Origin of the sequence: Actinosynnema pretiosum, assembly GCF_024171695.1 — a bacterium.
In the GTDB taxonomy this organism is placed as follows: domain Bacteria; phylum Actinomycetota; class Actinomycetes; order Mycobacteriales; family Pseudonocardiaceae; genus Actinosynnema; species Actinosynnema pretiosum.
This window is the reverse complement of record NZ_JAMTCF010000014.1, coordinates 87,071-113,312: the sequence shown is the minus strand read 5'-3', so window position 1 is coordinate 113,312 and position 26,242 is coordinate 87,071. Positions and strand designations below refer to the sequence as shown.

The following is a 26,242-nucleotide window of genomic DNA, read 5'->3' as shown; positions in this document are numbered from 1 at the left end:
CGCGCTTATCATCGAGCCCTCCGGATCGGAAATACCCCAGACTTTCCTGGGACCTGTTGGATAGTCGTCGCCACAAGGCCGTACAGGCAAGGGGCAGCTCGTGGATTTGTATTGCGCACTGATAAATCTCGAAAACGGGGCGCTGGTCAGGGGAGCTGATGACGGCGATGCGTGCCAGGCCCGTTGGTACGACTTCAGCCGTCTGCGCCGACTGTTCACCACCGCCGCGGATCAGCCTCCGCACCTGATCGCGCTCAATGAGGCGAAGGAGTACCACACCCATGGGCGGCACGCGCTCAACCACGCAGCCGAGGTGCTGAGCACCACCCTGGGGCGTCGCTATGTCGGCCTGGCTGGCTCTCTGAGCATCGGGCCGTTCGGGCCGGTGCTGTTCTACGACGCGACCGAGCTGGTCCTGGACTATTGGGGCGACACCCACGAGTCGGTGCCGCTGGACAAGCGCAACCTCGCACGCCTGCACGTGTACGGCCAGCGTGGCACGGATTTCGAGATCATGCTCGACCACTGGCCGTTCTGGTCCGGCTCGGCCCGGTTGGAGCGTGCCCGGTACCTCTCGGGTGCCGGGACCTCCGCGACGCCGCGGATGCTGGTGGGGGACAACAACGAGACCGCGTCCGGCCCCCACCTGCCCCAGCGGGACTGGTACGCCGAGGGCGTCAGACACCGTCACCACAAGGGAAAATTCGTCGACGGCCGGTGGCAGGCGCACACCGATGCCCTGGACTGCTTGATCGGTGCCTGGCGCGGTGGCTGCGACGGCTACCGAGAGGAGTCGGAAGCGGGTTTCTACGCCGCCGAGGAAGCCGCCGGCGTCACCGGCTCGCACGCCGAAGCCGCGCTCCGAGCCACCGTCAACATCGGCATAGACAAAGGCGGTCCGTTGCTGATCGACTGGGCGCTGCACAACACGGCCTGGCGCGGTGGGGTAGTGCCCGGCTCGGTGCGTGTGGAGATCCCGCCCGACGACCGGCCATTCGACTCCGACCACCGCCGCAAGACCTGGACGATGCAGCTCGATCGCGGGTAACCAGTCCTGATGTGCTGGGCATTTCTGTCACCCCGTCGTGGCAACCCAGGGTGGCAGACCTTGCGTCGTTGAGCCAGGCAGGCTGCACCTCGGAACGGCAACGACGAGCAAGGGGGACGCGGCGCCGGTGGTCTCGATCGGGAACGTCCACGCCGAACTCGACCAGGTCCTGGTGGACCTAGTCGAGCTCGGAGCCCACCTGCACAGGGCGACGCAGTGGTGGGAGGAAGCAGCCGAACTGCTGCGGCACGCCCTGGACGGCAGCGTCGATCCCGAGGCCACAGCGCTGCTGGAGGGCCTGCACCCGGCGCTGGAGGAGGCATTCGCCGCCACGCTCGCCAACTGCGGCGCGCTGAGCGCGGCCCTCGCCGCGATCATCGAGCGCGAACGCACACCCATCGGCACCGGCCCGACCACGCCCGGCGCCCCTGCGGCCGCGCCAGCCCCGCCCCACCCGACCACCCTCCCCGCCGACCTCATGGCGCGCGGCCGCGACCCGCGGTGGGCCGCGCGTCAGCAGGCGCTGCTCGCCGACCGGCCCGGCGGTGCCGGGGCCACCACCGGGCTGCTGCACACCACCGGCGGCGACGGGCTCTACCTGACCAGCGGCGGCTTCCGCCTGCCCGCCCCCACCCCGCGACAGCGCGCGGCGCGACGCGCGGCCGAGACGGCGGAGGAGCGGGCCGAACGCGACCGGATGGAGCGCGCCGACCTGGTGCTGCGCACCACCGGGCACTACCCGTGGCCGCCGCAGACCGCCACCCGCACCAGGGTCGTCGACCACGTGGAGGTCAAAGCGGCCACGCTGATGGCCGAGACCGGCCTGACCTACGGCGTTTTGTTAATAAATAACGAACTGTGCGACGGGCCCGACGGCTGTTGGCGCGCCGTGCGGGCCCTGCTGCCGCTAGGGTCGACGCTGGTCGTGTGGGAGCGCGGCAACACCACGCCGGTGGTCATCGACGGCGCCGCCACCCCCTGACCGGCAGCCGGAACACGACCGGGAAGGAACCGGGACATGACGACGCATCACGCGGTGGCCACCGTGGTCTCGGCGCTGCTGGACAACCGCTGGCACTACGCCCGCACCCCGCACCAGGTCGACGCGCTCGTCGACGACCTCGTGCGCGAGGGCCTCCCGCACCGGGGCGCCCAGCTCTACCTCGCCGAGCAGCCCGTGGACCGCCACTCGGACCCGAGCACCCGCCTGGTCGTCTCCGTCGACCCCACCCTGGGGGTGGGCGCGGTGTCCTTCCACGACTACCGGTCCGACGGTGGGGCCTGGGACAGCTTGGCCGCCACCCCGCCGGAACCCGGCGCGCCCCCCCTGGTCTACGACCCGCACGGCGGCGCAGGCTACCGACCCTCCAGCCTGCTGCCCGTGGAGCAGGTCGAACGGGCGGTGCGGGAGTTCCTGACCGATGGCGAGCGCCCGTCCTGCCTGGGCTGGCAGCAGGCCGAGGTCGTCTGACCATTCCGGGTCGGCAGCGGATGGAAGTGCGGGTTCCTGGCTTCCGCTTGGTCGTCGGTGAATGCCCGCAACAGCGCATCCCGAGGGGCCTGATCGGGGTGGTGTGGGCGTGTCCGGTTGGCGGCCGGGCCCCGATGGGGTGTGATCTCACCTCGTCCGAGGTGCCGACCGGTTGAAGCGGCGCCCGCGATCTCCCTGGAGCGCCCATGTCGTTCGCCCAGTCCCCTGCCGCCGTGGTGGAGCACCGCTTGCAGCCGGTCGTCGTCGTGGACGAGGACGTTCCGGGACCGATAGCGGAGTTCGGCCGCGCCTACTGGCGGGTAAGCGGGGTGAGCCTGCTGGAGGGCGTGCGGTGGCTGCACCGGGCACGCGAGCTGGCCCTGCCGGTCCCCGGCAAGCCCGAGCACGTCGCCGGGCTGGCCGTCCGCGCCACCGCCCCGCCGCAGCACCGGTGCGCCGAGTGCAGCGGGCCTCTGGTGCTCACCAGCCGGACGGCCTACCAGCGGGCGGTCCTCGGGACCCCGGTCACCTGTCGCGACTGCGCCCCCCGCTTCGGGCAGTTGGTGCGGCGGGTGCGGGAGCGCCTGCCCGACCTCGCCGGACCCACCGCGGCGGCACCCCCGGCGGACCCGAACCGCGCGCTGCTGCACCGTCACTACCCGTTGACGTTCACCCCCGACGCGCCGATACCCGCGGCGGACATCCGGTACGAGCTGCTGGTGCTGGGGATGCTGCGCCACAGCACCCCGCTGCCCTCCCGGCTGCTGCCCGCCGCGGGCTGGCCGATGCCAGTCGCGCCGAGCGCCCTGGCCCCGCTGTGGCTGTCCCTCGCGCGCCGGGACGGGCTGCTGCGCGTGCACCCCGACAGCAGCCTCAAGGCATTCCACGCACCAGGAGCGGGCGGACGGCCGGAGGTGTACGACGTGATGCTCGCCGAGCACTACGCGCCCTTCGGTCGAGACCTGGCCGATGCCGCGGCCACCACCGCGCGGCTGCTGACCGCGCGCTTGCGCGAGGCCGACGGCACACCAGCCTTCCGCGAGGCGATGCGGGAACTGCTGGAGCACGAGTGCCTGGACTACGCCCATGCGCTGCTGCCCGCCCCGTGGCCAGACGGGCTGGGGCTGCGCATCCGGGCCGCCCTCTCCCCGGTGCTGGAGCGCACTACCCTCGGCCACGCCTGCGCGGCGCTGTGGCAGGCCGGCACCGCCGTCAGGGACCACCTGCTCACCGAGGTGCCGGACCGGTTCGCGCCCGACCCGCTGGGCTGGGAGGCGGGGATGCGCCGCCTGGAACGGGCCGCCGACATCGCCACCCCCGGCGGGGGGCTGAAGCCCTTCGAGCAGCTGCGCGGCCACCCGCTGTCCGCGGCCACCCACGCGCTGGCGGAACTGCGCGGCGTGCCCGCGCTGCGGCTGGGCGTCGACGCCTGAGCGTCCATACCGGACACCTGGACAGCGACACGGACGTGGTGTCCTTCCAGGTTTCGGCAACACGGTCGCCTTCATCACCGATGAAGGGGTGTGGCTCGGGATACTCCGGCGTCAACGACGATCGAGTTCAGGGGTGGGCATGGACGAAAACAAGCGGGGGCGCTGGCTCAGCGCGATTGGCAAGCACATCGCGAGGTACCAGCAGGATGGTCAGGCGACCTACGTCCACGCCTCGCTGCGCACCTCTCAGGAGATCGACCTGCTGCTGCGCCTGCGCCGTCAGGATCGTGTCCCTGGGAACAGGGTCGAGCAGTTGGCCCGCGACTGCGGCCTGCCCCGGCCCGAGTGGCGTGACGTTCTCGCCGCCCAGGAGGAGGCGGGGCTGCTGGATGCGAGCGTGCGCGAGGACGGGGGCATCGACTCGGTGGTCGAGCGGATCTTCACCGAGCAGGCGGTCTACGAGTACGCCGCCCGCCGATTCGAGCAGCGCTACCCCGAGCCTGCCGAACGGGCCCTCGTGCCGCTGATGGACCTGCTTTCCCGCCTGCCTCTGGACGACGGCCAGATCATCGACCGCCTGACCCCCATGGGCTTCGCCGAGGCCGAGGTGGTGGAGGTTATCGCGCTGGCCGTGTCCTTCGGGCTGGCGCGCCGCAGGGACGTGCCCGAGTTCGGCGTCTCCCTGCTCTACAACGAGTACCTCTACTCGCACAAGCTCGACGCCGTGCAGCAGACCCTGGCGGGGCTGGGCGACCGCGACACCAACTCCATGCTGGCCCTGATGGAGGAGGTCGGCCAGGAGCAGGGCCTGCCCCTGGAAAGGCTCACCGCGGCGCCGCCCCACCTGGTCAAGATGGCGGCCACCATCGGGTTGCTCGACGCGATCTCCGTGCACACCTCGACCGGCCAGAGCAAGGCGTTCGCGTTCTCCCCCCAGTTCCACGGTCTGAACCTCGGCCAGGCCAACCCCGAGCTGGCGGGCATCTCCGACCAGGTCAAGCTGATGGTCGCCTCCATGCAGTACGGGGTGCGCTACAGCGACTGGAACCTCTACTCGCCAGCGGCGTTCCTGACCAAGCTGATCAACACCGGTGAGGCAGGGGGCAACGGGGTCACGCCGATCGGGCGGGACTACGTGCTGGTGGAGAAGTACGGAATCCTGAAGACGGAGCGCACCTACGGCGACCGGTACCGCTTCAAGCTGGTCAAGAAGGACATCGTCGTGGCCGCCCGCGACGCCCTGGAGAAGGGCTGGATGGGCGGTGGCGCATCCGGGGGCGTGCGCCAGATCGAGCAGAAGTCCTACCGCTCACCCGAGGCGGTGCGCCTGAAGCTGGCCGAGACGCCCAACTACAACCCCCTGTACGAGAATCAGTACCTGGCGGCCATCCGCCAGCGGACCAGCAGCGGATTGTGGGTGGCATGAGCGGCAAGAGCGGGCGCGCGGCCAACGAGACCGGGGCGCTGTGGGAGTACCGGTTGGCCCGGCTGCGGTTCTTCCAGGGGTACCTCGTCCGCCGGTCGATCGACATCTGGCCCGAAGGCCCCCAGGCTCAGGGCGGCCAGTTGGGCGAGCTGGACGTGGTGGCCACCGCCCTGGACCCCACGGCCCGGCGTCGCACCGAGCTGATCGAGGCCAAGAGCGGCAGGGTCAAGGAGGTCGAGCGCATCCTGTGGATGCACGGCCTGGGCGCCTACACCAGGGCGCAGGAGGTCACCCTGGCCAAGGCGCGGCTGGACCAGCGGGTACGACCGGTGGCCCGACGTGTCAAGGTCAACCTGCTCGACGAGGCCGCGGTCGACGCGGCGGAGAAGGCCCTGGGCATCGGGCCCGACGAGTGGGTCGGCCACGCCGACCCCGACCTCGGCGAAGGGCCGCTCAAGGCGGCCCGGTCGCACCTGGGCTCCAGCGAACCACTCAAGCGCGCCGGGAAGTTCCTGTTCGGCAGCTTCTGGACCACCGCGACGTTCGCCCGCATCCGGCAGTTGCACACCCTGACCGGTCTGCTGCGCGAGCACCACGCCGAGGTCGACCCCGCCGCGCTGGTGCTGGCCTGCGGCGAGGTCGTCGCGCTCACCGCCCTGACCACCTGGGAGATCACCCACTGGCGCGGGCAGTACGAGCCCGTCGAGTTCGGGAAGTTCGCCGTCGACCAGCTCAACGGGGGCCTGGCCAGCACCGACCAGTTGCACGGGCTGCTGGAGGCCATCGACACGATGAACCACGACTTCGTCGAGAAGCTACACGAGGAGTACACCGCGGCCGGGGTCGCCCGGCTCGCCCACCGCATCCCCAGGCTCCAGCACGAGATGCTGCGCCCGCCGGAATGGGCCGAGGCGTTCATGGACCTGACCGAACGGCTGCAGGAACGCGGCGGCCTGGCGATGCACGTGCTGCGCGCCCTGGACCTCCGGGTCGTCGCCCGGCTGGGCAGCACCCGCGACACCGGCAGGATCACCAGGGTGTGGGACGGGGACCGTCAGAGCGTGGAGGACACCGCCGACCTGGTCGAGCGGTTCTGCACGTCGGTGTGGGGGCTGCCCGCGCACGGGCTCCAACCGGTGCCCTCGGTCTAGGACCCCCTCGGCGTGGCCGCCGCCTCGACCACTACATGAGTCGGGGCGGCGGTTCAGCGGGCCTGGAGCGAGGCGGACCAGTCCGCGCACGTGGCGGCCAGGGCGTCGAGCGCGTCCGCGTGGGCGCGGCCCGCGCCGTCCGCGTCGGCGTAGACCTCGATCGCCATCGTGAACGCGATGACGGACCGCGTGAGGGCGCCGAGGCCGCGGTGGGCGACAGCGAGGTTGTGCAGCGCGTACCCGCGGCCCTGCGGGTGCGGCAGCCGCTCCCGGCGCTCCAGCTCCTCGCGGGCGGCCTCCAGCGCCGCGGGCCAGTCCCGCAGGGCGGCGTGGGCGCGGGAACGGTTGCCGTGGTGCAGCGCCCACTCGTGGTCGTCCTCGCCGTCGATGTGGACGGCGGCCTCGTGCAGCGCGCGCAGCTCCTAGACGTGCTGGCCTTGGGCGCGCAGGGCCAGCGCGCGGCCCGCGGCCTGCTCGTGCAGGTACCAGCGGTCCCTGCCGGAAAGCGCGACGGCCGCGACGAAGCAGGCCTGCGCGTCGGCCCAGCGCCGCTGGTGCAGGCAGGTGTGGGCGATCCGCCAGGTCAGGTACGCCTCGTAGGCCAGGTCCCCGGCCACGCGGGCGGAGTCCAGGCCCATCCACTCCGACGCCGAGCGCGCGGGCAGCAGGTGCTCGCCGACTGGGCGTAGTGCCGCGCGCCAGCGCGATCACCGTGGCGTGATCGTCGGCGTCCCACGCGGCCCGCTGCGCGGCGGGCAGCCGTTCGGGCAGCCCGGCCAGTACCACCAGCGCGCCGGCCCGGTCCATCCGCTCCTGTCCCGGTTCCGGTTCGGGCAGCGCGGGCAGCGGCTACCGGACGGGGTGCAGCGCCTGGTCGGCGCGCACGGCCAGCAGCCCGAGCGCCACCTGCTCGGCCCGTGTGCCGGGATCGCCGCCGGGCAGCGGCGGGCGCTCGGGCCTGAGCCGCTCCAGACCGGCTCGGACCTGCGACACGGTCACGGTTGTCCTCCAACGGGACGTGGGGGGCCTCCCGGTTCTACCGGCGTCGGCGGTGCCGGGAGACCGCAGGAGTGCAGTTTCGACGCGATCTGCGCTACTGCTCCCACTGCGCGTGCCCGGAGGCGGAGGCGCCGGTATCGGCGGGTACGGGTCCGAGTTCCGCCGCGAGGTCCCCTCCGAGCGCGGCCCGCCGCGGGCGGCCCCCTGATCCGTGCCGGACCCCGACAAACCACCTGGTTGGGAAACGGCTGGTCACGGCACTGTCAGAGCATGATCTACAGCGGCGGTGACGGTCTTCGCGGTGGCGGGTGGGGGCTCTACCTGGCGGCGCTGCGGATGATCGCCGACGCCGGGTGCGAGGGACTGGACGCGACCTGGGTGGGGTGCGCGCTGGTGCTGCTGGCAGCGCGGTACGCGGTGGGGCCGTGCCCGCGCGGCCGCCTGGCCGTACGGGTGGCCGCGGTGGTGTGGGACGCGGCGCTGTTGCATTGGGCGCCGCAGGCGCACCGACAGATCGAGGCGGCCGCGTGCGCGGCGGAGCTGGCCCGGATCGCGATCGGGTGCGGTCGCGGTGAACCGGGGGAGGACGGGCGCGGTACCCGATAGCGTTGCGGGCTGAGCGGTGGGTGCCCCCGCGCCTGGCGTCGTCGGATCGACCCGGAAGACCAGGAGGGGAAGCGCGGTGGACGAGGGGACCCAGGAGAGCGGGTGCGTCGGCCTGGACCGGCACGACCTGTGCCCGGACGCCGAGTGCTGCGAGTGCTGCGGCCGCACCTCGATGTTGCGCGCCACCACCTTCGGCACGAGTCTGGGGGTGTTCTGCGCGAGCGTGTGCGCCACGTGCCTTGTCGCGGGCCGCTCCCCGCGGTGGGGCGTGACGCGGGTCGTGGAGCGCGTGCTCGACCACTGCACGCACCTGGGCATCACGGTCGATCAGATGGCCGTCCTGCGCGCAGAGTGGGCCTGACTACCCCGCGCACCGGGCCCGTGCCGGTGCGCTCGCGGTGTCCGGCTCGACCTCCCCCCGGTCCGGAGCGGTCCCCGGTGGCCGCGTCCTACCCGGCCGCGACGGCGATCTCCCTCAGCTCCTCGACGGTGAACTCGTAGAGCCTGCTGCTCTGCCGGTGGGTGACTCGGCGGCGTTCCGTGACGATCTTGTAGGTGTCCAGCATCGCCTGGTACCGCCCGAGCCTGGGGGAGTGGGAGTTGCCCCGGTCGTGCCGGGCGACCTGGTCTGCCAGGGGCTTGCCCCACAGGCCGCCGGCGAGCAGGTGACGCACGTAGCCGGCCATCCGCCCCTCCCGAGGGACCTGGTAGTCGAAGCCGCCGAACTCCAGGACATCCCTGGTCTCCTCGTCGAGGTCGGCCGCGTCCTCGCCCAGGCGCGTGACCGCGTGGTGTAGCTGCTCGAACATCCCCAGGATCTCCTCGACCAGGACGCACTCGGCCAGGGGAAGTTCCTCGCGGATGCCCGTGAACTCCTCGCCGTAGGCGCCGACGAACCCCTGCTGCAACGCCTCTGCCCTGTGACGATGCTCGTCGGCATCCTCGGGAGCGAGGTGTCCCAGGACCTGGTGCAGCAGTGCGAGCGTGTGCCGCTGCACCACCGTCAGGTACTCGGGCACGGCGGTGGCGTCCGTGCCGGGCGCGGTGGCGGGTCGGTCGCCCAGCGCGACCGCCACCGCCTCCCGCAGCAGCTCGCTCACCTTCGTTCCACGCTGCTGGGCCAGCCGGTCCAGCCGCGCGCGCGTGCCCGCGTCCAGGCGCAGCGACAGGGAATCCGACGCCATCACACACCTCCGTATTACCGTACTACGATTTGCAGTACAGTAATACAACTGCGGTGTTCACGCTGGTCGAACCACCTGAGGGTCACTCCTGCGGGTGGCGCTTTCCCTGCCGCGCGACCTGCCCCCGCCCTTGGCCGGTCCCGGTCCCGGTCGTGGGCAACAGCGGAAGCGGAAGGCCACGCACGCGGCAGGACCGGCGTTCCGCTGCGCTTCCAGTCGACGGCGACCGCTGCGGGGCGTCGCCGGGAGCCCTGGGCGGGGTACCTGTGTGGGACGGGCCGCGCGGGTGGCCCGCTCACCCGCGCGGGGCTTGGTATCCACAGATCCTCCACGCGCCGCGATCGCCGATGTACGACCGGTTGGGCTGCCGGGGTGCTCTGCGCTCAAGCCGCTTCCGCTCGGCAGCCGGTCCCCGGCAGGCTTCGGCGCTGCACGGCTGCGGGACAGGGCCCGCAGCCGCAGAAGAACGGACGGAATTCCTTGCGAGGAAAGAAGAACACGCACATCGCGAGTGTCCTGCTCGGCGCGCTCGCGCTGCTGGGCTCCACCACGACCGCCGCCAGCACCACCGAGGTGGCGGTCGGGCGGGCCGCCGAGCTGCTGCCGCCGGTCGAGGCCGTGGCCGAGCGGCCGGTGGAGGTGGCGACCGCCCCGACCAAGGCCGCGGGCGCCACGTGCGCCGACCACGGCGACGGCACCAGATCCTGCGTGGACTACACGCCGGGCAACACCGGCTCCGCAGCTCCGGTGGGGGCCGAGTCGACCTGGTGCGACGCGTTCGCCGCCGGGAACTACTGGCTGACCCGGTTCGAGGGCTGCGTGCACGGCGGGGTCTACACCTACACGCTGTTCAGCAGCGGTGGTGCCGTGATCGGCACGGCCAGCTTCTCCTACCAGCAGGAGACCGCGCTCAACGCCACCAACCTCGGCTGGAGCGACGAGACGGAGCTGACCCCGACCGCGGTGAGCCCGTCGCTGACCGGGCTGACCGTGACCGCGATCGCCGGGTGCCTGGGGTGCAGCGTGGCCGCGAACTCCACCTGGGGCGACCTGGTCGTGCAGGGCGACACGATCTACGGCGGCGCGGACTTCACCGCCAACCCCGGCACGAACGGCGCGCTCTACGTCTCGACCAACTACAGCATGACCTTCCTGATGCCCGGCGCCAGCCCTTCCAGCCCGCTGGTGATCCCCGGCCCGCCGACCCTGCGCTGCGACAGCCAGGTCGGGGCCAGCGCGGGCTGCGCGTTCACCGCGGCCACGCCGGTCCTGCAGTACTCGCTCTCGGACCCGACCGTGGCGCAGGCCGCCGTCGCCTACCGGTGGGCGCAGCTGAACCTGAGCACCGGCTGGGGCCTGGCGGGCAACCCGCTGCACCGAGAGGCCGACCCGGCCACGCAGATCGCCAACCGCGCGGCCACCTGCGACAGCACCTTCGTGCGCAGCACCGTCTACAACACCCCGGACAGCTGCGACGAGTTCGCCTTCGCCGCCTCGAAGGAGTCCCCCGCCCTGAAGGGGTGGGCGGGCAGCAGCTGCGCCGAGGTCTACCCGTACAAGATGGGCACGAGCTGGTACGTGTCGGTGATCTCCGCGGGCACCAACCCGTGCGTGCGCGCCCACGTGCTGACCGCCGTCAATACCGCCGCCGGGGCCAAGATCGGCCACTTCGTGGTCAACGGGCGCGTCCTGGACAACGACCCCTACCTGGTCAACATCGCCCCCTGAGCTTCCACGGTCGGCTCCCGCGCGCGCGGGTCAGCGCGGGAGCCGACCGACCGCGTGCCCCGGCCCCACCGCCCCGCCCCGCACCGGGCGCCGGGCGGCCTCGACCTCGTCGTCACCGGCAGGGAACACCGGCACCGCCGTGCCAGCCATGCTGGGTGCGGGGCCGGGCGCGTGCTCGAACGGGCGGGTGGCCACCCGCACCGGCAGCAGCACGGCGTCCGGGGACAGCGCGTCCAGCTCCACCCCGGCCACCTCCAGCACCACCCGCAGCCCGCTGACGCTGCTCAACACCTGGGCGCCGCCGTTGTCCTGAAGCGCCCGCAGCACCCGCTGCGGCGCGGCCCCGGAGACCTGGGCGCGCTGGGTGGAGGCCGAGGCGGCGACCACGCCGTCGACGGCGTGCAGCAGCTGGGCCTGTGCCGGGGTCCCGGCCAGCGCGAGCATCCACCCGTCCCCGGCGGTCACCGCGCACGCCACTTCCGGCCGCACGCCCTCGCAGCTCCAGCTCTCCCACACCACCAGCGGCCCCGGCCCGCCGCCGGGCTGCTCCAGCCGCTGGACCCCCAACCGCGCCCACCCAGGGGGCTCCTCCTGCCCGGCCCAGGCCAGCCAGTCCGGCCGGAGCAGCTCCGGCCCGGTCTGCGCCGCCTGGCTGCCCCACTCGGCGAGCAGCCGCTCCAGCGGCACCCCGCCCACCACCGAGGCCGCCACGTGGTCGACCAGCCTCAACGACACCGGGACACCGCCTCTCGCGCTCGACGTCGCGTCACCGGCTCGTCCGGGAGCACGTCAACGCCGAGAGGACCACATAGCGCTCGTGTCACGCCATCCCCCTGTCCGGTGCGATCGCCGCACCGCTTGCGGCTCCGAACACACCGACCACCGGGCGGGTACCGCCGGAATGGTTGGGGGCTGCGGTAGAACAGCGCTCGTGGAGGACAGGAGCGAGGTAGTCAACGGCACGTTCACGGTGTTCGCCGAGGCATCGGACGACCTGGATCGTTGGCGGGTACGCGCACAGCAGCCAGAGCAGCCCGAGTCCGGCAGCGATCTGGCCCAGGACGATGCGGCTTTCCCACACCAGTTGATCAGCCAAACCGTGCACACCAGTTTGGTCTCCGCCGGCGAGCACCTGCGCTTGATCTGCGACGGATTGAAATGCGGCAACATCTACAACATGAGCCAGTACAGCGCGGCACGCACCGCCATCGTCGGCGCGACCCAGGCTGTCTGGATTCTGGCTCCGGACGATCCGGCAACCCGGCGCGAACGCGGGCACACTGTGATCACCGAAACCTACGTTCAACTGCGGAAATACCACGAACTGACTCTGCGGCAAGCACGACAGCTCCAGCTTTCTCAGGAAGCCCAGGACCGGGTACGCGAGCAGATCGAGTGGGTGCGATCCCGTGAGGACGCCGTACGGGCGCTCCGGATCTCCAAGGCGGAACTGAACGGTGCGGCGTTCATCGAATCAGCCGCGCCAGTGATCTTCCCCGGCGACGAGTTCCGCCAGGCAGGCTTGAGGCGGTCGTGGAACGTCCTCTCCTCCGATGCGCACGTGCTGATGTGGAGCTTGGCGATGAGGTCGACTTCCCTGTCCCCACCTGACAGGCGTTCGGGGCTGTCGACCGGGGTGGCCAACGGGCAAGCGATTGGTGGGCTCGCTGGTTGGTTCAGCCTCGCCATGCTCAGCCTGCGCCGTGGGTGGAGCTTGTTCGATCGCCGCTGCGAGGGCCGCTGATCAGGGCAGGGGGCCGAGTTGCGCCTGCTCCACGACCACGACCACGCCCCGGCCCTCGGTGTGGAGGGGCTGCGCGCCCAGCCCGTGCCGCTGACCGCCGACACCCTCGACGAGGCACTGCGCGCGCTCGTGCCGGACGTCGCCGCCGCGCACCTCCCCCCGACTGAGGTCGAGGCCGCGCTCTCCCAGCTGGTGGAGGCGGCCCGGCCGGTGGTCGCACTGGCGGACCTGCTGGCCTCCGCCGAGGCCGAGGTGGTCGACGCCCGCGAGATCCACGGGCGCGGCCGGGCGCGCACCTGGCCGCCCGCGCCCGGACAGACCCCGATCCAGCTGTGGCTGCTGGACACACGACCCACCGCAACCTGATGCGACAACCACATGCGAACTGCGACTTTTGTAGTGGTGCTGTCCTAGGCCACAGGGGATGATCGCCCTGTGCGGTAACCCTGTCGCGCTCGTGGCGAGTGAGCGGGGAAGCGGGGAGGGGACAGGGGTGGTAGCCCGTCCCCTCCCCGGCACGGAACGGGGCGCGTGGACGGTGCACTCCCAGGGCGGGGCGCGCTGGGCTTGGGCGAGATCCGGAGTGTCCGGCAGTTCGGTGGCCCCGCCCGTCCTAGGAGCTGTTTGAAGTTCGGATCTAGGTGGGCCGGGGGTGTGCTGGTAGAACACGGGATGTGGCGCGTTTCGATCTGACCGATGCCGAGTGGGCGTTGATCGAGCCGCATGTGCCGGTGGCGGCCACCGGACCGCTGCCGCGTGGGGTGCGGGAGCGGTTCAACGGGATCCTGTGGCGGTTCCGCACCGGGTCGGGCTGGCGGGACGTGCCCGAGCGGTACGGGCCCTGGTCCACCGTCTACTCCCGCTTCAACGCCTGGGCCAGGGCCGGGGTGTTCCAGACGCTGATGGAGGCGCTGATCGCCGAGGCCGCCGCCCGAGGCGAGGTCGGGTTGGAACTGGTCAGCGTGGACTCCACGATCGTGCGTGCGCACCACGAATCGGCCGGGCTCGCGGTCGCGGGGGAGACCCTGGACGCGCTGGAACAGGCGCTGACCGAGGAAAAAGGGGCTGCGTTGCCCACCCGGCAGAGCGTGCTGCGGGTGATGCGTCGCGGTCCGCACCGGCCGAGGCCGACGCGGGCACGTCCGCCGGTCGGGACCGTGCCGCCCTCCGGCGGCGACGGAAGGAGCGGGCGAGAGCGGCCGGGCTCGGCCGGTCCCGGGGCGGGCTGAGCAGCAGGGTCCACACCGCGGTCGACGCCGCCGGGTTGCCGTTGGCGTTCGTGCTCACCCCCGGCCAGGCCGCGGACAGCCCACAGTTCAGGACGGTGCTCGACCGGATCCGGGTTCCCGGCCCGACCGGCCGACCCCGCACCCGTCCGGGCGCGGTGGCCGCGGACAAGGCGTACTCCTCCAAGGCCAACCGGGCCTACCTGCGTCGTCGCCGGATCACCGCGGTGATCCCGGAGAAGACCGACCAGCAGGCCAACCGGAAGAGGAAAGGCTCGGCGGGAGGGCGGCCGGTGTCCTTCGATCCCACACGCTACCGGCGGCGCAACACCGTCGAACGCTGCTTCCAGAAGATCAAGACATGGCGAGGTCTGGCCACCCGCTACGACAAGACACCGCACAGCTACGAGGCCGGACTGCACCTACGAGGAGCGATCATGTGGTTGAAGACCCTCACCTCAACCACATGATCCGAACCTCAAACAGCTCCTAGTCCGTCGCCGCGTCCGCGTCGCGGCGCTTGACGATTCGCTAGACACCGCCGTGCGAGAGCCCCACCAGGGCTGCGATCTCCCGACTGGACTCCCCCCATCCCGCCAGGCGACGCACCAGGGCGTTGCGGCGCCGCTCCAGCTCGCGGTGCCGGTCGGCGACCTCGGACAACTCCTCGGCCACCCGCTCGCGTAGCACGTCGCGTTGCGCACGCAGGCGCTCCTCGCCGTCCAGGATGAGCACGGCGTCCTGCCGCACGCGTTCCTCCTCGGCGGCGGCGATCTCCCGCAGCTGCTCGTCGGTGGTGTCCGCGGTCAACTGCTCGGGCACAATGTCGTACCACTCGACCGCGTCCACCGCCCTGACCAGCTCGGCGTCGCCGCAGTAGGAGTCGATGACCTCGCCGATCTCCTTCTCGGCGCGTTCGGCGTCCTCGTCGAGGACGGCGACGTTGCTGCCCCGACTGACGTCGGGCTCCATCTCCGCGCCCGCCAGGAGGCGCTCGGCCAGGGGTGCGATCTCGTGCAGCAACTCGTTCGCGGCGCGGGCGCTCAGGCAGGGGATGTCCCACTGGCGCAGCACGCCCCGCGTCACCGACTCGTGGAGGTGCCCCCAGCCGACCTCGTCGCTCCTGACGGCCTGCAACATCGCGTTGTCCAGATCGAGCTCCACGTACCGGGGGGTCGGTCTCGTACGGACACCTCTTCGGCCAGGTCGCGGCCGAAGGCCAGGGCGGCGGGCGCGGTGGCGTCGGGGCCGGGTCCGGGCCCAGCGCGTTCAGCCGGGCCAGCAACGACTGCCAGGCGCGGGTGAGGGGGCGAACGGGTCCAGGTCCAGGCGGTGCACGGACTCAGGCAGGTGGACGGGGGCCTGGCGCAGCACCTGCCGGACGCGCTGGTCGGTCAGGCGGGCGGTGGCGGTCACGTGGACCAGACAGGCCACGGTGGCCGGATGGGTGTGCAGGCGGGCCGGTCCCAGGTCCAGGACGGCGTCGATGCAGGGGCCGGCCTGGTACCGGATGCGAGCCTGACCGCCAGCAGCGGTGAAGAGCAGGGACGGTCCGCCCCGCCGACCCGCTCACGATGGCGAGGCGCCTAACATGGACGGGCCCGCGTGGTCGCCGCGCCACGCGGGGGAACCGTGTTCCCCGCCGTCGCGGGGGTGAGAACGCCCCGCCGCGCTCCGGCGTCGGGGTTTCGCCCGCGACCACCGGAGACCCCCGTGGACCTGCCCTACCGGATGACCTACGAGCAGTTCATGCGCGAGCACGACCGCGACCCCGACGAGCACCGGGCGCTGTTCGAGCGGGCCTGCCGCGAGGGCGTGCCGGTACGCAACACCGTGTGGAAGAAGCCCTCCGACTTCCTGGAAAGCAACCGGCGCGACGACCCGCCGCAGTACATCACCAGTCACCTGCGCCTGTGGTGGAACCTGGAGGTCGTCCGGGCTCTGCGGGATTTCCTGGCCGGATGGGTCGCCCCCGGCGGCCAGGAGCCCAAGCAGGAGAACCTCGTCCTTCTCAGGCGCCGCATGAACAACCCGGGGACGCTGCGTCAGCTGCTGGAGACGATCGCGAACCGGGAGTCCCGTCTGCACGGCCGCCGCCGAGCGCCAGGCGGACTCGCCCTGCACCCCTTGCTGGACGACCCGCTGCTGCTGCACGCCCAAGACCTGCTCGCGAAGCCTGGGACGACCTCGGCAGAGCAGTTCGTCGACCAGCTCGCCGGTGCGATGGCCGGTCACGAGGTGCTGGTCGCGCTCTATCAGTCGCCGCAGACGTAGAGGGTGCGCCCGGACACGGGGTGCGTGCTTCCTGGGCCCGGCCGGTCCGGCCTTCGCGCTCTGCCCCGCCTCCGGGACCCGCTGCTCCTCACGGCAAGAGGCACCCCCGCCTACCTCCGTGGTTCGGCGAGGGCATCGGGCTTTCCCGCTGCGATCGAGAGGATGCTTTCACGCCTCCGGGGAGAAGGCCCGAGGACGACCTGGCGCAGACCACCCGGTACCGCTACGGCAGACGTGACCGGCCCTCGACGGACGCGCACACCGACTAGAACAGACTGTGGAAACGCGACCGGAACGACGAACTGTTCACCTCGCTGCGCGTGCATCTGCTGCTGGTGGCGCTGGCGCACACGCCCGCCCCGGCCAAGGCCGCGCCGTACGTCGGGCTCACCGCCGCCCACGTCTACGGCCCGATGCAGTGGGACGAGCCGCTGCGGACAGCGGTAGAGCACAGGCTGTCGATCTACTGTCCGGCCAAGCGCACGGGCCGGTGCGGTAACCAGAGCGGGTACCGCAAGGCCCTGGGCCAGCCGGGCGGCCGGGGCGGCGAGGAAGCCGTCCGGGGGTGATGACATCCAGGCCCCGCCTCCTGATCTGGCCTGCAGTCCCGCACGTGCACGAGGGGGCACCCCCGCCGCATTCCCAGTTCCGGTCTCGGCCGCAGCGGGTCCGGCACCGATGAACGGGCGTGCGCGGGATTGTCGGTAGCCTGCTCTAGAGTGCATTCGTCGCGCCGTGCACGCGCCGCACCCCCCGAGTGGGGGTGACCACTTCCCCGCCTTCTGCGGGGGCCGCGTCAGCAGCACGACCACCGTGGTCGTGAGGATTCCAACGCCCTGAGGGCGCATTGCCCCTTGCGCGCTGCCTGCCCGGCCCCGAGTCGAAGGAGCTGTCCGCCCATGCCCCGCAGCATCGTCAACCAGCACGCAGGCACGTGCCGCCTGTGCGATCAGGACGTACCCGCTGAAACCGGGCTCGCCGTCAAGGGCGACGAGCCGTGCTCGACCTGGCAGGTCGAGCACGCCGGGAGCTGCCCGCCCCACCGGCACAATCCCGACAGCGCGCCGACCTGGGAGATCAGCGGCGGCGAGGGCTACGGCCGCCAGCCGTTCACTCCCGGCGCGTCCCAGCGCGAGCAGTGGTGGACCCGAGGCGGCGGCCCCGGCCCGGACGCGGTGCCCGGCGGCGAGGTCGTCGACGAGAGCCGCGACGGCAACCGGCAGGTCTGCGGCGTGGTCACCGTGGTCACCGCACGCCAGCGCCACTATGCCGAGGACGGCATGAGCTTCGGCGTGGGCGACGAGGAGGGACACATCTACTGGGCGCGCGTGCGCGCGGCCACCGAGACGGAGGCGGCACCGGTGCTGGAGGCCGAGGTTCGCCAGGCGAGGCGCAGGGAACTGGACGCCCGGCGCAGGCGGCTGCTGGACTGGTCGGTCGGCGGCGCACCGGACGCGTGGCGGCCGGGACGCGGCACCCCGGAGCTGGAAGGGCTGCGCGCGCTGCCGCAGGTCCCGCTGCGCCCCTACGACCAGCGCCCTCTGTACGGCGACGAGCTGCTGCTCGACGAGCCCGGCGGGTGGCTGTGGACCGTGGTGCACAACGGCTCCGACGGCGCGGACTTCTCGGCAAACAACATCGGCGGTCACATCGCCACCCGCCACCCGCTCACCGACGAGCGGCGCAGACTGGTGGCGGACCTGGGCGCCGAGTACGGCTCGGCGTACGAGTGGGACCGCGCGGGCGTCCCCGACCCGGCCGCCTGGGTCCTGGCGGAGGCGGACGTGCTGCCCCATGAGGTCACCGCCCCCCACTGCGCGGTGACGATCACCGACGTGTCGGACGCGCGCGCCTACCTCGCCCGCACGCCGCGCCAGTGGGCGCAGGCGGGCTGGGAGCTGCTGAGCGGTCGGCGCTGGCCCGCGACCCAGGCGGCGGAACTGGCCGACGCCGGGATCGGCCACGCCCAGGCCGAGCGGCTGCGCGCGGCGGGGGTCGCCACCGTGCAGCAGATGCTGGCGGACGGGCCGCCTCGCGTGCCCGACGTCGCGGGCCGCTTCGTGCTGAGCGAGTGCACCATCGGAGCGCGCGTGCAGGTCACCGACGACCCGCAGGAGGCCCGCAGGCAACTGGAGCGCGATCCGGGTGCCCGCGCGCACCCGCCCCACGTCCCCGGCGTCACCGCCACGCACGTGCGCACCTCCGTCGGCGTCCAGTGGCAGCTGTGGTCGGACGGCGCCCTGTCGATCGGCCACTGGCTCCAATCGGGCGAGGGCGGCCGCGAGCGACCGGTCTCGCTGTCCCCGGCCGCCGAGACGGTGCTCGACCTGGTCGTCGCGGCCGGCAACCCCGAGGTGCGCGACCGGGCGGTGTGGCATCCACTGCTCACCGCGACCGGACACCGGGCGATGCGGGTGGACGGGCGCGAGAGGACCGGTGGCGAGCTCGAGCTGGTGCGCCACGAGGTCACCCTGGCCGACGGCACGGTCCGCCTGCTGTGGGAGGTGGCCACCTGGTGGTCCCAGCGCGGCGAGGACGGCGACGAGGAGCGGATCAGCTGGATCAGCGCCGACGAGGCGACGGCCCGGATGCGCCTGCTGGGGCACCCGCCCCGGCGGGGATGACCGGCCTGCCCTGCCGGACCGCCACCCGATGCGGCCGACCGGGGCGCCGTGTCGGGTGGCGGCGCAGCAGGCAGGGGCCCGGTCGGGGCGCTACCCCTGCGGCGAACGCGCTCTCGGCGCCGTGCGCTGCCTCCGGTCGTCGCCGAGGCCGGAGCGCCCGCAGTGGCGCGCGAGGGTGGTAACGCCCATGCCGTCAGCCTTGGTGCCGGGACCTTTCCGCGCGCTGCGTGGGGGTCCCCTCGGGTTCGTCATCGGGAGCGCCCTGCACCCTGGCGGGGGCGCGCAGGGCATCCTTGATGTGTTGGTCGATCTCCGCCGTGGGCCGCCAGTCGGAGGCGGTGGCCTCGCGCGGGTCCAGGGAGCCCACCCGCACCCAGTGCCTGCCGCCCAGGTCGCTCCAGTGCACCTCGGCGCGCACCGCGGCGGGATCGTCGTCGAGCTCCCGGAGCACGTGCGTTATCACAGCGATCTTCACGTCCTGCTCACGGGGCTTGGGCCAGGGGGCGGTCCAGCTCTGACCGGGCAGCAGCATGTCCAGTTGCCGCACGGGAATCCCCGCGTCGTCGGCGGTGAGCACACCGGCTTGACTGTGCAGTGCGGGCACCACCAGCCGGGTGACCGGCTCCGGGCCGTGGTTGGTCACCACCACCCCCTCCGCACGGAAGCTCGTGGTGACCAGGAACGCGCGCGAGCGCGCCGCGTCCCGCTCCCGCCGGTCGCCGTCGCGCCGATCACGGGAGGCGATCCCCAGCGCCACCGCCACCGCGGCGAACGCGCCCAGGCCGCCCACCCACTGGCCCAGCGCGGCCCACCCGTCCGCGTCGAACGGCCACTCGACCAGGATCGCTGCGGCGATCCCCAGCACCAGGGCCAGCGTCACCAGGAACACGGCGGTCCCGCCGAGCACGGCTCCCCAGGGGGTGCCCGCCGCTTCCCCGTTCTTCCTCGGCTTGCGCATGGCGCACAGCATCGCCCATCCCCAAGGCGGCCGTGCCACCACACCCCTTTCGGCGAAGCAGGAGTGGTGAGGTGACAGGGGTGTCATGAGGTTTCCCGGTCGGCGAGGACCGCGCCCCGCTCTTGCGGTCGAGCTCTCTTTGTCAATCCAATGGTTGACAAAAAAGTCAATCTGGTGATTGACATCGCGCCCGACGGTTGTCAACCTTACGGTTGACAATACGGGTGGTTCGGCGAGGCGATGGCCACGACACGGAGGTGCGCCGCATGAGCGAGCAGGGGGATGCCACCGGCAGGAGCGGGGTTCCGCTTCCCGAAGGCTGGTACGACGAGCCCGCGGAGACGAGGGCGATGTACGAGGGGATCGACGATGACGAGGCGGCCGAGATCGAGCGGGTGCTGCGCGGGCGGAACCCGGTCGAGATTGCGCTGAACGACGTGGGCAGTGTGCTGCTGGGACGCATCGTCGACCCTGTGGAGCGGTACCGGGCGGCGGCACGGGTCGCCGACGGGCTCCCGGCGACCCTGGAGAAGGTGCGCGCGCTGTCGGTCATGCAACTGCTCCACGACAGCGATCCCCGGCTGAGCGTGGCACAGGCGGCCGAGCGGCTCGGGATCACCCGCCAGCGCGCCTACGTGCTACTCAACGACAACGGATACGACAGCCCCCGACAGGCTGGCCGGGACCCGGACCGGTTCCAAGACGACCCCGGCTACCGGCTCGGGGTCTTCCTCGGAGTCGCGGACGCGCTGGCCGCCGCACTGGACCCCGGCAGGAGGAAGTGGATCGACACCGAGATCGACAAGCTGACCACCAACGTGTACGTCAGGCCACGAAGCGTGTTCGCGTCCGTGTCGGCCGCGCTGCAGCGGCACCTGAACCGGCAGCGGTCGACAGACAAAACCCTGGACCTGTGCAAGGAGTTGGAGCACGCCACGGCCGACGTGGGCGAGCTACCGACGACCTTGACCCCGGAACAGCAGATGAGACTGCTGATCATGCGTTCGCAGACCAGGGCGCGCCTGACAAGCCGGCGAGGTCCCGCATCCGCACCGACCCCCGCCGAGCAGGCGAAGGCCCAGGCGCTCTTCGCCGCGGCGGGCGTGGACGCCGAGATGGCCGAGGCGATCACCACCGTGCTCGACCTGTTGGCGCTGGAGCTCAACACCAACGGCGGCGGGGTCATGGGCCAGAGCACCGTGAACATCCTGAACGCGCTCAAATGGCTGATCGCCGCCCCGGACGACGACTACCCGCGGAGCGACACCGACAGCAGGGCGGCCCAGATGGCCAGGATCATCCGCGAGGACCTGCCCGGGATGCCCGTGGGCAACAAGCTCAAGACCCACCCCGCAGGGGAGGCGGTACTGCGCCTACGGGAGATCGCCCGCCGACGGCAAGTCCCGCCGGAGCACGGGACGGCGTGAGCTGCCCCCGGCCCGGCGCCGGAACGCGGGACGACGCGAGCAACGCCCCCGGCCCGGCTGCGGGCCGGGGGCGCACCGCAGCCAAGCCGCGCAGCGTGGTGGTGTGCCTGTGGCGTCGACCGGACCGGTCAGACGAAGGTCTCCTCCGGCTCAGTGGCGGGCGGCTCCGGCAGGGTTTACCCGTTGGCCTGCAACGTCTCCGCCAGCGCGGCGTAGAAGGTGCAGTAAGGGGTCTCGTCCCCGTCCAGCGGGAGCGCGGTCAGGAACTGCCCGAACACCTCGATCCGCGCACGCCCCAGATGTTCGGTGGCGTGGAACAGGGACACGGCTGCGGCCGGCGCGGTGTCGGCGTTGTAGCACTGGTCGTTCCCGCTCCATGCCTGGAGCGCGCTGCGCAGGAGATCGAGGTCCAGGAACCGGGCGTGCGCGATCAGGGCGTGCTCGGCACTGGCGCCGGTATCCCAGTTCTGCGCCTCGCGCAGCGTGGTGAGCACTGCTGGCAGGAAAAAGCGGGCCGGCCGCTGGGTGGCCGCCCGCATCTTCTGCTGGTCGGTGAGCGCGTTGAACTTGATCTCCAGCACGGGAAGCCGTTCCCGCGCCTGCTCACTACCGACCAACGCGCGCAGCACGGCCACCATGCGCAACAGGCCGGCCGCAGCACGGTCTCCAAGATCGATTTGCCTCACATCCAAGCCGTCTACCAGCATGGTCAGGTGTTCGTGCTGATCTTGGGGCAGTGTGTCCCAGAAGAAGTCCTGGTCCCCTAGACGGGCCAGCGCGCGCAGCTTCTGGTTCGCGCTGAGTTGGGCGAACCTGCCCATGCCCTTGGCCGCCGCCTCGCGGGCCCTCTCCCGGTCCCGCGAGGCGAGAAGCACCAGCACCTTGGCCATCCGGTCGGCGCACTGGTCCGCTGGAAGCCAGCCGTCTGTGGGCAGTTCCAGCAGGGCGTGCTTGGCGGCCACCTCGAAAATCTGCGCCCGGGTCCTGGGGCGGAGCCGGTCGTGGAAGGTGGTCAGCAGGTGCGGCTCGGACAGGACGAAGCGCGGGTCGCACACGTAGTCGATGAACCGGCCGAACAGACGCTTGCCCCCCAGCGGCGGGTGGGTCAGCAGCAGGGTCAGCGCGGTGACCAGGTGGGCTCGTGCCGTCTCGGCGGTGGGCTCGTAGACCTCGTCCTCGTGGTGCAGGGAGGTGTGCACGCACCGGTTGCGGTCATGCCGGACGCGGTCGAGGTCGATCATACTGGTCTTCTCGACCAGGTCGAACTTCTCAGCCTCGCGCAGCAGGCGTGACTCGATGGTCTGGATGGCCGAAATCTCGCTGTTCAGGCGAGCCTGCTGGGCTTGCCGTAGTTCCGTGCGAAACGTGTTGGCGTCGCCGTCGCCTTCCTCGGCCAGCCACACGATCTTGTCGGTGATGTCGGTGATTATCGCTGTCCACACCGACACGATTGCTGCCCGGTTGACTCCGGCGCTGTAGCAGCGCCAGGCGTCGTCGACGAGCTGCCGCACCTTCGGGTTGGCCACTTGGCCGATCAGGCTCTCCACATCGCGCACATCCGCCATCCTGCCCGGCTGCGCACCCGGCCGGTTCTAGAGTGCGATCGTCGCGTCACGCCGATGCCGGGCGCGCGCCGGATCGTTCCCCGCCTCTTGCGGGGGTGAGCACCACTTCCCTGCCTTCTGCGGGGTCCGAGTCAACAGCACGACCGCCGTGGTCGTGAGTACTCCAATACCCCCGAGGGCGTTGCCGCTCTTGCGCGCGCCCGTCCGGACGCCGAGCCGAAGAAGCTGTCCACCATGTCTCGCCGCATCGTCAACCGGTACGCGGGCTTGTGCCGCCTGTACCACCAGGACGTGCCCGCCAGCACCGGGATCGCCGTCAAGGACGACGAGCCGCACGCGCCCTGGCAGGTCGAGCACGCCGAGGACTGCCCACCGAACCCGCACAACCCCGACGACACACCGACCTGGGACATCGACGGCGGCGAGGGCTACGGCCGCGAGCCGTTCATCTCCGGCGCGTCCCGGCGCGAGCAGTGGTGGACCGGCCGGGGCGGCCCCGGCCCGGACGCGGTGCCCGGCGGCCTGTTCCTCGACGAGGACCGTGACGAGGACCGGCGGGTCTTCGGCGTGGTCACCATGGTCACCGCGCACGCGCGGTACTACTCCGAGGAGGGCATGAGTTTCGGCGTGGGCGACGAGGAGGGCTACTACTACTACTACTCGGCGCGCGTGCGCGCGGCCACCGAGCAGGAGGCGGCGCCAGTCCTGGAGGCCGAGGCCCGCCACAAGGCGCGCAGTGACCTGGAGACCCGGCGCAAGAGCCTGCTGCGCTGGATGGTCGGCGACGTCGCGGACGCGCGGCACCCCGAGCGCGGAGCCCCGGAACTGGAGTCGCTGCACGCGCTGCCGCAGGTGCCGCTTCGCCCCTACGACCAGCCCGTCCTGTAGAAGGACGAGCTGCTGCTGGACGAGACCGGCGGGCTGCTGTGGACCGCGGTGCACAACGGCCTGGACGGCGACGACTTCTCGGCCAACAACACCCCCGGCCACATCGCCACCTGCCACCCGCTCACCGACGAGCGCCGCTGGCTGGTGGCCGACCTGCGCGCCGAGTACGGCTCGACGCACGAGTAGTCCCGTACGAAGATCCCTGCGGAAGCCGCGCGCGTCCTCGCGGAGGCAGGCGTGCTGCCCCACCACGTCACCGACCACAAGTGCGCGGTGACGATCACCGACGTGCCGGACGCGCGCGCCTACCACACCAGCATCCCGCGGCAGTGGGCGCGGGCGGGCTGGGAGTGGCCCAAGGGGCGGCGCTGGCCTGCGGCCCAGGCCGCGCGGCTGGCCGACGCCGGGATCGGCCACGCCCGCGCCGAGCAGTTGCGCGCGGCCGGGGCCGTCACTGTGGAGCAGGTGCTGGCGGTCATGCGGACCTGACCATCCGGATCAGCCTCGAGGAGGCGGCCTGACATCACCCGGCACCGCGCGGGTGCCACGCGCCTCGCTGAGGTCAGGGCCGCTCCTCGGGGAACACCGCCGGGACCGGCAGCAATCTGGCCCCGGTATCCACGACGTGCTCGGAGTCGACAGTCCACCCGACAGGCCACGAGCAGTCATCCCACCCCGACGACGGCACTCGCGCGCACGCGCCTGCCATCCCTGCCGGGAGGGCAAAAAAGGTTTCCCAGAACTGAACTTCCCTAACGAACTGGGCTTTTTGGAACCGGGCGTCCCCGTCGAACCGGGCCTCATCGAATGAGGCGTCCCCGCTAAACTGGGCCATATCGAATGAGGCGCCCCCGTCGAATCGAGCCTTTTGGAATCGTGCCTTATGGAACCGGTCATTATGGAACCGGGAATGCCCGCTGAACCGGGCCTTGTGAAACGAGGCGTGCCCGCTGAACCAAGTCCCGTGAAACGAGGCGTCTTCGTCGAACCGGGCCCCGTGAAACGAGGCGTCCCCGCCGAACTGGGCCTTGTAGAATGAGGAGTTCCCGCCGAACTGGGCGCTGAGGAACAAGGCGTTTTCATCGAACCGGGCCTTGTCGAATGAGGAATTCCCGCCGAACCGGGTGCCGAGGAACAAGGCGTCCCAGTCAAACCGGGACTTGCCGAATGAGGCGTGCCCACCGAACCGGGCCATACTGAACGAGGCGTGACCACCGAACCGGACCTCATCGAACCAGGCGTCCCCACCGAACCGTACCTTGTGGAACCCGGCGTGCCCGTCAAACCTGACCCTGGGAAACGAGGTATCCCCATCGAACCGGGCCGTATCGAATGAGGCGTGACCGCCGAACTGGGCCGTATCGAATGAGGCGTCCCCGCCGAAGCGGGCCGTATCGAATGAGGCGTGACCGCCGAACTGGGCCGTATCGAATGAGGCGTCCCCGCCGAAGCGGGCCTCACGGAACCAGGCGTCCCCGCCGAAGCGGGCCTCACGGAACCAGGCGTCCCCGCCGAACCGGGCCTCACGGAACCAGGCGTCCCCGCCGAACCGGGCCTCATCGAACCAGGCGTCCCCGCCGAACCGGGCCCCGTCAAATCCGGTGTCCCCGTAGAAGGTGGTGTTGTTGAAATAGGCGTTGCGCAAGCGGCAGCCGGAGAGATCGACGTCGATGAGGGCGGCGTCGCGTAGGTCGAGGTCGATGTCGTACCAGTAGGTGGGGTTGCGTCGCCACCAAGAGCCCGGTCGCAGGTGGGCGACGAGGATGCGCTGGGCGGTCAGGCGCACCTCCCGTTCCTCGCGGCGGGCCCGCTCGTCGGTGGTCGAACGGGCCGGTACCGCGATACCGGAACGGGTCGCGGTGGCGGCGCGTCGGGCGGCATTGCCGCGTTGGGCGCCGCGCAGCCCGCCCAGCCGGGGCACGCCCGGCTTGTCTGGCGGTGGGGTGTATGGGTTGCGTAGGTAGGAGCAGATCAGGTCGACCACGGTCTGGCGCTGGTCGGGGTTGGTCTGGGCGGCACGTTCCAGGGCGTGCAGGGCCCCGGTGCGGGTGACGGCCTTGTCGCTGCCCAGTAGTTCCACGGCCTTGAGGTGCAGGTCGGACAGACGGCGTTCGGCGGCGTCGTGCTCGGTGGCCCACTGGCGGCGCCGGGCCAGCACCAGGGTGGCGATGGCCCCGGTCCCACCGCCCAGCGCCAGCGCGGTGCGGATTACCTCCAGGCGTTCCTGCGCGGTGGCGGGGGTGAGCACTCCGAGCATGACGACCAGAGCGAGGGCGGTGACGACTAGCACTGGTAGCACGATCACCAGGATCGCCCCCGTCCACGACCCGCCCTTCCTACGCCGACGCCCCCGGCGCAGGCGGGCGGGCGATCGTAAGCGGAGACCGGGGACGGCCTGGGCCAGGCGACGCAACATGTGGAGAAGGCGCACGTCTACCGTCATCCCGATGTCCATGCGGACCGTTACCCCGACGGCGGTGCCCGCCGGGC

26 protein-coding genes and 2 pseudogenes are annotated in these 26,242 nt (G+C 71.7%); 19 read left to right on the top strand and 9 right to left on the bottom strand.

Annotated features, from left to right (window positions below; all coding sequences use genetic code 11):
* Positions 1 to 100: 100 nt before the first annotated feature.
* The 6 genes from LV78_RS27020 (at position 101) to LV78_RS26995 (ending at position 6,529) form a co-directional block, all read left to right on the top strand.
* Positions 101 to 1,048, top strand: a complete 948-nt coding sequence (locus LV78_RS27020; protein WP_253848458.1) for a hypothetical protein — start codon at positions 101 to 103, stop codon at positions 1,046 to 1,048.
* 127 nt (positions 1,049 to 1,175) lie between these two features.
* Positions 1,176 to 2,030, top strand: a complete 855-nt coding sequence (locus tag LV78_RS41770) for a DddA-like double-stranded DNA deaminase toxin (protein WP_253848457.1) — start codon at positions 1,176 to 1,178, stop codon at positions 2,028 to 2,030.
* Between the two features lie 36 nt (positions 2,031 to 2,066).
* The gene (locus LV78_RS27010) at positions 2,067 to 2,519 is read left to right on the top strand and encodes an Imm1 family immunity protein (RefSeq protein ID WP_253848456.1); all 453 of its coding nucleotides are present in this window, start codon (positions 2,067 to 2,069) and stop codon (positions 2,517 to 2,519) included.
* A 206-nt stretch (positions 2,520 to 2,725) separates the two neighbouring features.
* Complete coding sequence (locus tag LV78_RS27005; RefSeq protein WP_253848455.1) at positions 2,726 to 3,952, top strand: hypothetical protein; 1,227 nt, start codon at positions 2,726 to 2,728, stop codon at positions 3,950 to 3,952.
* A 139-nt stretch (positions 3,953 to 4,091) separates the two neighbouring features.
* Positions 4,092 to 5,378, top strand: coding sequence for a hypothetical protein (locus tag LV78_RS27000; protein WP_253848454.1), 1,287 nt, complete (start codon positions 4,092 to 4,094; stop codon positions 5,376 to 5,378).
* Positions 5,375 to 6,529 carry a hypothetical protein gene (locus LV78_RS26995; protein WP_253848453.1) on the top strand — a complete coding sequence of 385 codons (1,155 nt, stop codon included), beginning with the start codon at positions 5,375 to 5,377 and terminating at the stop codon, positions 6,527 to 6,529. Before LV78_RS27000 ends, LV78_RS26995 begins: the two co-directional genes overlap by 4 nt.
* Positions 6,530 to 6,951: 422 nt before the next feature.
* Here the strand turns inward: LV78_RS26995 and LV78_RS26990 are convergent, their stop codons facing one another.
* Positions 6,952 to 7,167, bottom strand: a complete 216-nt coding sequence (locus tag LV78_RS26990) for a hypothetical protein (protein ID WP_253848452.1) — start codon at positions 7,165 to 7,167, stop codon at positions 6,952 to 6,954.
* 211 nt (positions 7,168 to 7,378) lie between these two features.
* Entirely contained in the window at positions 7,379 to 7,528 is a 150-nt protein-coding gene (locus LV78_RS26985) for a hypothetical protein (RefSeq protein ID WP_253848451.1), read from the bottom strand.
* A 270-nt stretch (positions 7,529 to 7,798) separates the two neighbouring features.
* Here LV78_RS26985 and LV78_RS26980 point away from each other — a divergent pair, with 270 nt between their 5' ends.
* On the top strand, positions 7,799 to 8,134 hold the full coding sequence (locus tag LV78_RS26980) for a hypothetical protein (protein ID WP_253848450.1): 336 nt from the start codon (positions 7,799 to 7,801) through the stop codon (positions 8,132 to 8,134).
* 76 nt (positions 8,135 to 8,210) lie between these two features.
* A complete protein-coding gene (locus LV78_RS26975) occupies positions 8,211 to 8,495 on the top strand; it encodes a hypothetical protein (protein WP_253848449.1) in 285 nt (94 codons plus the stop codon).
* 88 nt (positions 8,496 to 8,583) lie between these two features.
* On the opposite strand, the gene LV78_RS26970 is transcribed toward LV78_RS26975, so the two are convergent.
* Positions 8,584 to 9,318 (bottom strand): YfbU family protein, encoded by a 735-nt coding sequence (locus LV78_RS26970; RefSeq protein ID WP_253848448.1) that lies wholly within the window; start codon positions 9,316 to 9,318, stop codon positions 8,584 to 8,586.
* A 480-nt stretch (positions 9,319 to 9,798) separates the two neighbouring features.
* Between LV78_RS26970 and LV78_RS26965 the strand changes: the two genes are divergently transcribed.
* Complete coding sequence (locus LV78_RS26965) at positions 9,799 to 11,046, top strand: hypothetical protein (RefSeq protein WP_253848447.1); 1,248 nt, start codon at positions 9,799 to 9,801, stop codon at positions 11,044 to 11,046.
* Positions 11,047 to 11,076: 30 nt separating this feature from the next.
* Here LV78_RS26965 and LV78_RS26960 read toward each other — a convergent pair whose 3' ends face one another.
* Positions 11,077 to 11,781, bottom strand: coding sequence for a hypothetical protein (locus tag LV78_RS26960; protein WP_253848446.1), 705 nt, complete (start codon positions 11,779 to 11,781; stop codon positions 11,077 to 11,079).
* Positions 11,782 to 11,977: 196 nt separating this feature from the next.
* Between LV78_RS26960 and LV78_RS26955 the strand changes: the two genes are divergently transcribed.
* From LV78_RS26955 to LV78_RS26945, 3 genes and pseudogenes are all read left to right on the top strand, one after another.
* Positions 11,978 to 12,790, top strand: a complete 813-nt coding sequence (locus LV78_RS26955) for a hypothetical protein (protein WP_253848445.1) — start codon at positions 11,978 to 11,980, stop codon at positions 12,788 to 12,790.
* Between the two features lie 18 nt (positions 12,791 to 12,808).
* Positions 12,809 to 13,156, top strand: coding sequence for a hypothetical protein (locus LV78_RS26950; protein ID WP_253848444.1), 348 nt, complete (start codon positions 12,809 to 12,811; stop codon positions 13,154 to 13,156).
* A gap of 308 nt (positions 13,157 to 13,464) precedes the next feature.
* Positions 13,465 to 14,486: pseudogene (locus LV78_RS26945) on the top strand (IS5 family transposase).
* A 61-nt stretch (positions 14,487 to 14,547) separates the two neighbouring features.
* Here LV78_RS26945 and LV78_RS26940 read toward each other — a convergent pair.
* Together LV78_RS26940 and LV78_RS26935 are read right to left on the bottom strand one after the other, a co-directional pair.
* Positions 14,548 to 15,189 (bottom strand): annotated as a pseudogene (locus LV78_RS26940) (hypothetical protein); the annotation flags it as partial.
* Between the two features lie 96 nt (positions 15,190 to 15,285).
* Entirely contained in the window at positions 15,286 to 15,432 is a 147-nt protein-coding gene (locus tag LV78_RS26935) for a hypothetical protein (RefSeq protein WP_253848442.1), read from the bottom strand.
* Between the two features lie 297 nt (positions 15,433 to 15,729).
* On the opposite strand from LV78_RS26935, the gene LV78_RS26930 reads away from it, so the two are divergent.
* From LV78_RS26930 to LV78_RS26920, 3 genes are all read left to right on the top strand, one after another.
* Positions 15,730 to 16,290, top strand: coding sequence for a hypothetical protein (locus LV78_RS26930; protein WP_253848441.1), 561 nt, complete (start codon positions 15,730 to 15,732; stop codon positions 16,288 to 16,290).
* Between the two features lie 320 nt (positions 16,291 to 16,610).
* Positions 16,611 to 16,859 (top strand): hypothetical protein, encoded by a 249-nt coding sequence (locus LV78_RS26925; RefSeq protein WP_253848440.1) that lies wholly within the window; start codon positions 16,611 to 16,613, stop codon positions 16,857 to 16,859.
* 330 nt (positions 16,860 to 17,189) lie between these two features.
* The gene (locus LV78_RS26920; protein WP_253848439.1) at positions 17,190 to 18,914 is read left to right on the top strand and encodes a hypothetical protein; all 1,725 of its coding nucleotides are present in this window, start codon (positions 17,190 to 17,192) and stop codon (positions 18,912 to 18,914) included.
* Between the two features lie 193 nt (positions 18,915 to 19,107).
* On the opposite strand, the gene LV78_RS26915 is transcribed toward LV78_RS26920, so the two are convergent.
* Complete coding sequence (locus LV78_RS26915) at positions 19,108 to 19,872, bottom strand: hypothetical protein (RefSeq protein WP_253848438.1); 765 nt, start codon at positions 19,870 to 19,872, stop codon at positions 19,108 to 19,110.
* A 266-nt stretch (positions 19,873 to 20,138) separates the two neighbouring features.
* Here LV78_RS26915 and LV78_RS26910 point away from each other — a divergent pair, with 266 nt between their 5' ends.
* Complete coding sequence (locus tag LV78_RS26910) at positions 20,139 to 21,299, top strand: helix-turn-helix domain-containing protein (protein ID WP_253848437.1); 1,161 nt, start codon at positions 20,139 to 20,141, stop codon at positions 21,297 to 21,299.
* A gap of 176 nt (positions 21,300 to 21,475) precedes the next feature.
* Here the strand turns inward: LV78_RS26910 and LV78_RS26905 are convergent, their stop codons facing one another.
* Complete coding sequence (locus tag LV78_RS26905; RefSeq protein WP_253848436.1) at positions 21,476 to 22,855, bottom strand: hypothetical protein; 1,380 nt, start codon at positions 22,853 to 22,855, stop codon at positions 21,476 to 21,478.
* 243 nt (positions 22,856 to 23,098) lie between these two features.
* On the opposite strand from LV78_RS26905, the gene LV78_RS26900 reads away from it, so the two are divergent.
* The 3 genes from LV78_RS26900 to LV78_RS26890 are packed head-to-tail and all read left to right on the top strand — an operon-like array spanning position 23,099 to position 24,241.
* The gene (locus LV78_RS26900; RefSeq protein ID WP_253848435.1) at positions 23,099 to 23,752 is read left to right on the top strand and encodes a hypothetical protein; all 654 of its coding nucleotides are present in this window, start codon (positions 23,099 to 23,101) and stop codon (positions 23,750 to 23,752) included.
* A 48-nt stretch (positions 23,753 to 23,800) separates the two neighbouring features.
* Entirely contained in the window at positions 23,801 to 23,938 is a 138-nt protein-coding gene (locus LV78_RS26895; RefSeq protein ID WP_253848434.1) for a hypothetical protein, read from the top strand.
* A 51-nt stretch (positions 23,939 to 23,989) separates the two neighbouring features.
* Positions 23,990 to 24,241 (top strand): hypothetical protein, encoded by a 252-nt coding sequence (locus LV78_RS26890; RefSeq protein WP_253848433.1) that lies wholly within the window; start codon positions 23,990 to 23,992, stop codon positions 24,239 to 24,241.
* A 73-nt stretch (positions 24,242 to 24,314) separates the two neighbouring features.
* On the opposite strand, the gene LV78_RS26885 is transcribed toward LV78_RS26890, so the two are convergent.
* The gene (locus LV78_RS26885; protein ID WP_253848432.1) at positions 24,315 to 26,207 is read right to left on the bottom strand and encodes a pentapeptide repeat-containing protein; all 1,893 of its coding nucleotides are present in this window, start codon (positions 26,205 to 26,207) and stop codon (positions 24,315 to 24,317) included.
* Positions 26,208 to 26,242: the final 35 nt, after the last annotated feature.

Bases quoted from the DNA above. Each gene is read 5' to 3' on its own strand.
- LV78_RS27010 (WP_253848456.1), top strand. From the start codon at position 2,067: ATGACGACGCATCACGCGGTGGCCACCGTGGTCTCGGCGCTGCTGGAC.
- LV78_RS27005 (WP_253848455.1), top strand. From the start codon at position 2,726: ATGTCGTTCGCCCAGTCCCCTGCCGCCGTGGTGGAGCACCGCTTGCAG.
- LV78_RS27000 (WP_253848454.1), top strand. From the start codon at position 4,092: ATGGACGAAAACAAGCGGGGGCGCTGGCTCAGCGCGATTGGCAAGCAC.
- LV78_RS26995 (WP_253848453.1), top strand. From the start codon at position 5,375: ATGAGCGGCAAGAGCGGGCGCGCGGCCAACGAGACCGGGGCGCTGTGG.
- LV78_RS26990 (WP_253848452.1), bottom strand. From the start codon at position 7,167: ATGGGCCTGGACTCCGCCCGCGTGGCCGGGGACCTGGCCTACGAGGCG.
- LV78_RS26980 (WP_253848450.1), top strand. From the start codon at position 7,799: ATGATCTACAGCGGCGGTGACGGTCTTCGCGGTGGCGGGTGGGGGCTC.
- LV78_RS26970 (WP_253848448.1), bottom strand. From the start codon at position 9,318: ATGGCGTCGGATTCCCTGTCGCTGCGCCTGGACGCGGGCACGCGCGCG.
- LV78_RS26920 (WP_253848439.1), top strand. From the start codon at position 17,190: ATGCCCCGCAGCATCGTCAACCAGCACGCAGGCACGTGCCGCCTGTGC.
- LV78_RS26915 (WP_253848438.1), bottom strand. From the start codon at position 19,872: ATGCGCAAGCCGAGGAAGAACGGGGAAGCGGCGGGCACCCCCTGGGGA.
- LV78_RS26910 (WP_253848437.1), top strand. From the start codon at position 20,139: ATGAGCGAGCAGGGGGATGCCACCGGCAGGAGCGGGGTTCCGCTTCCC.
- LV78_RS26900 (WP_253848435.1), top strand. From the start codon at position 23,099: ATGTCTCGCCGCATCGTCAACCGGTACGCGGGCTTGTGCCGCCTGTAC.
- LV78_RS26885 (WP_253848432.1), bottom strand. From the start codon at position 26,207: ATGGACATCGGGATGACGGTAGACGTGCGCCTTCTCCACATGTTGCGT.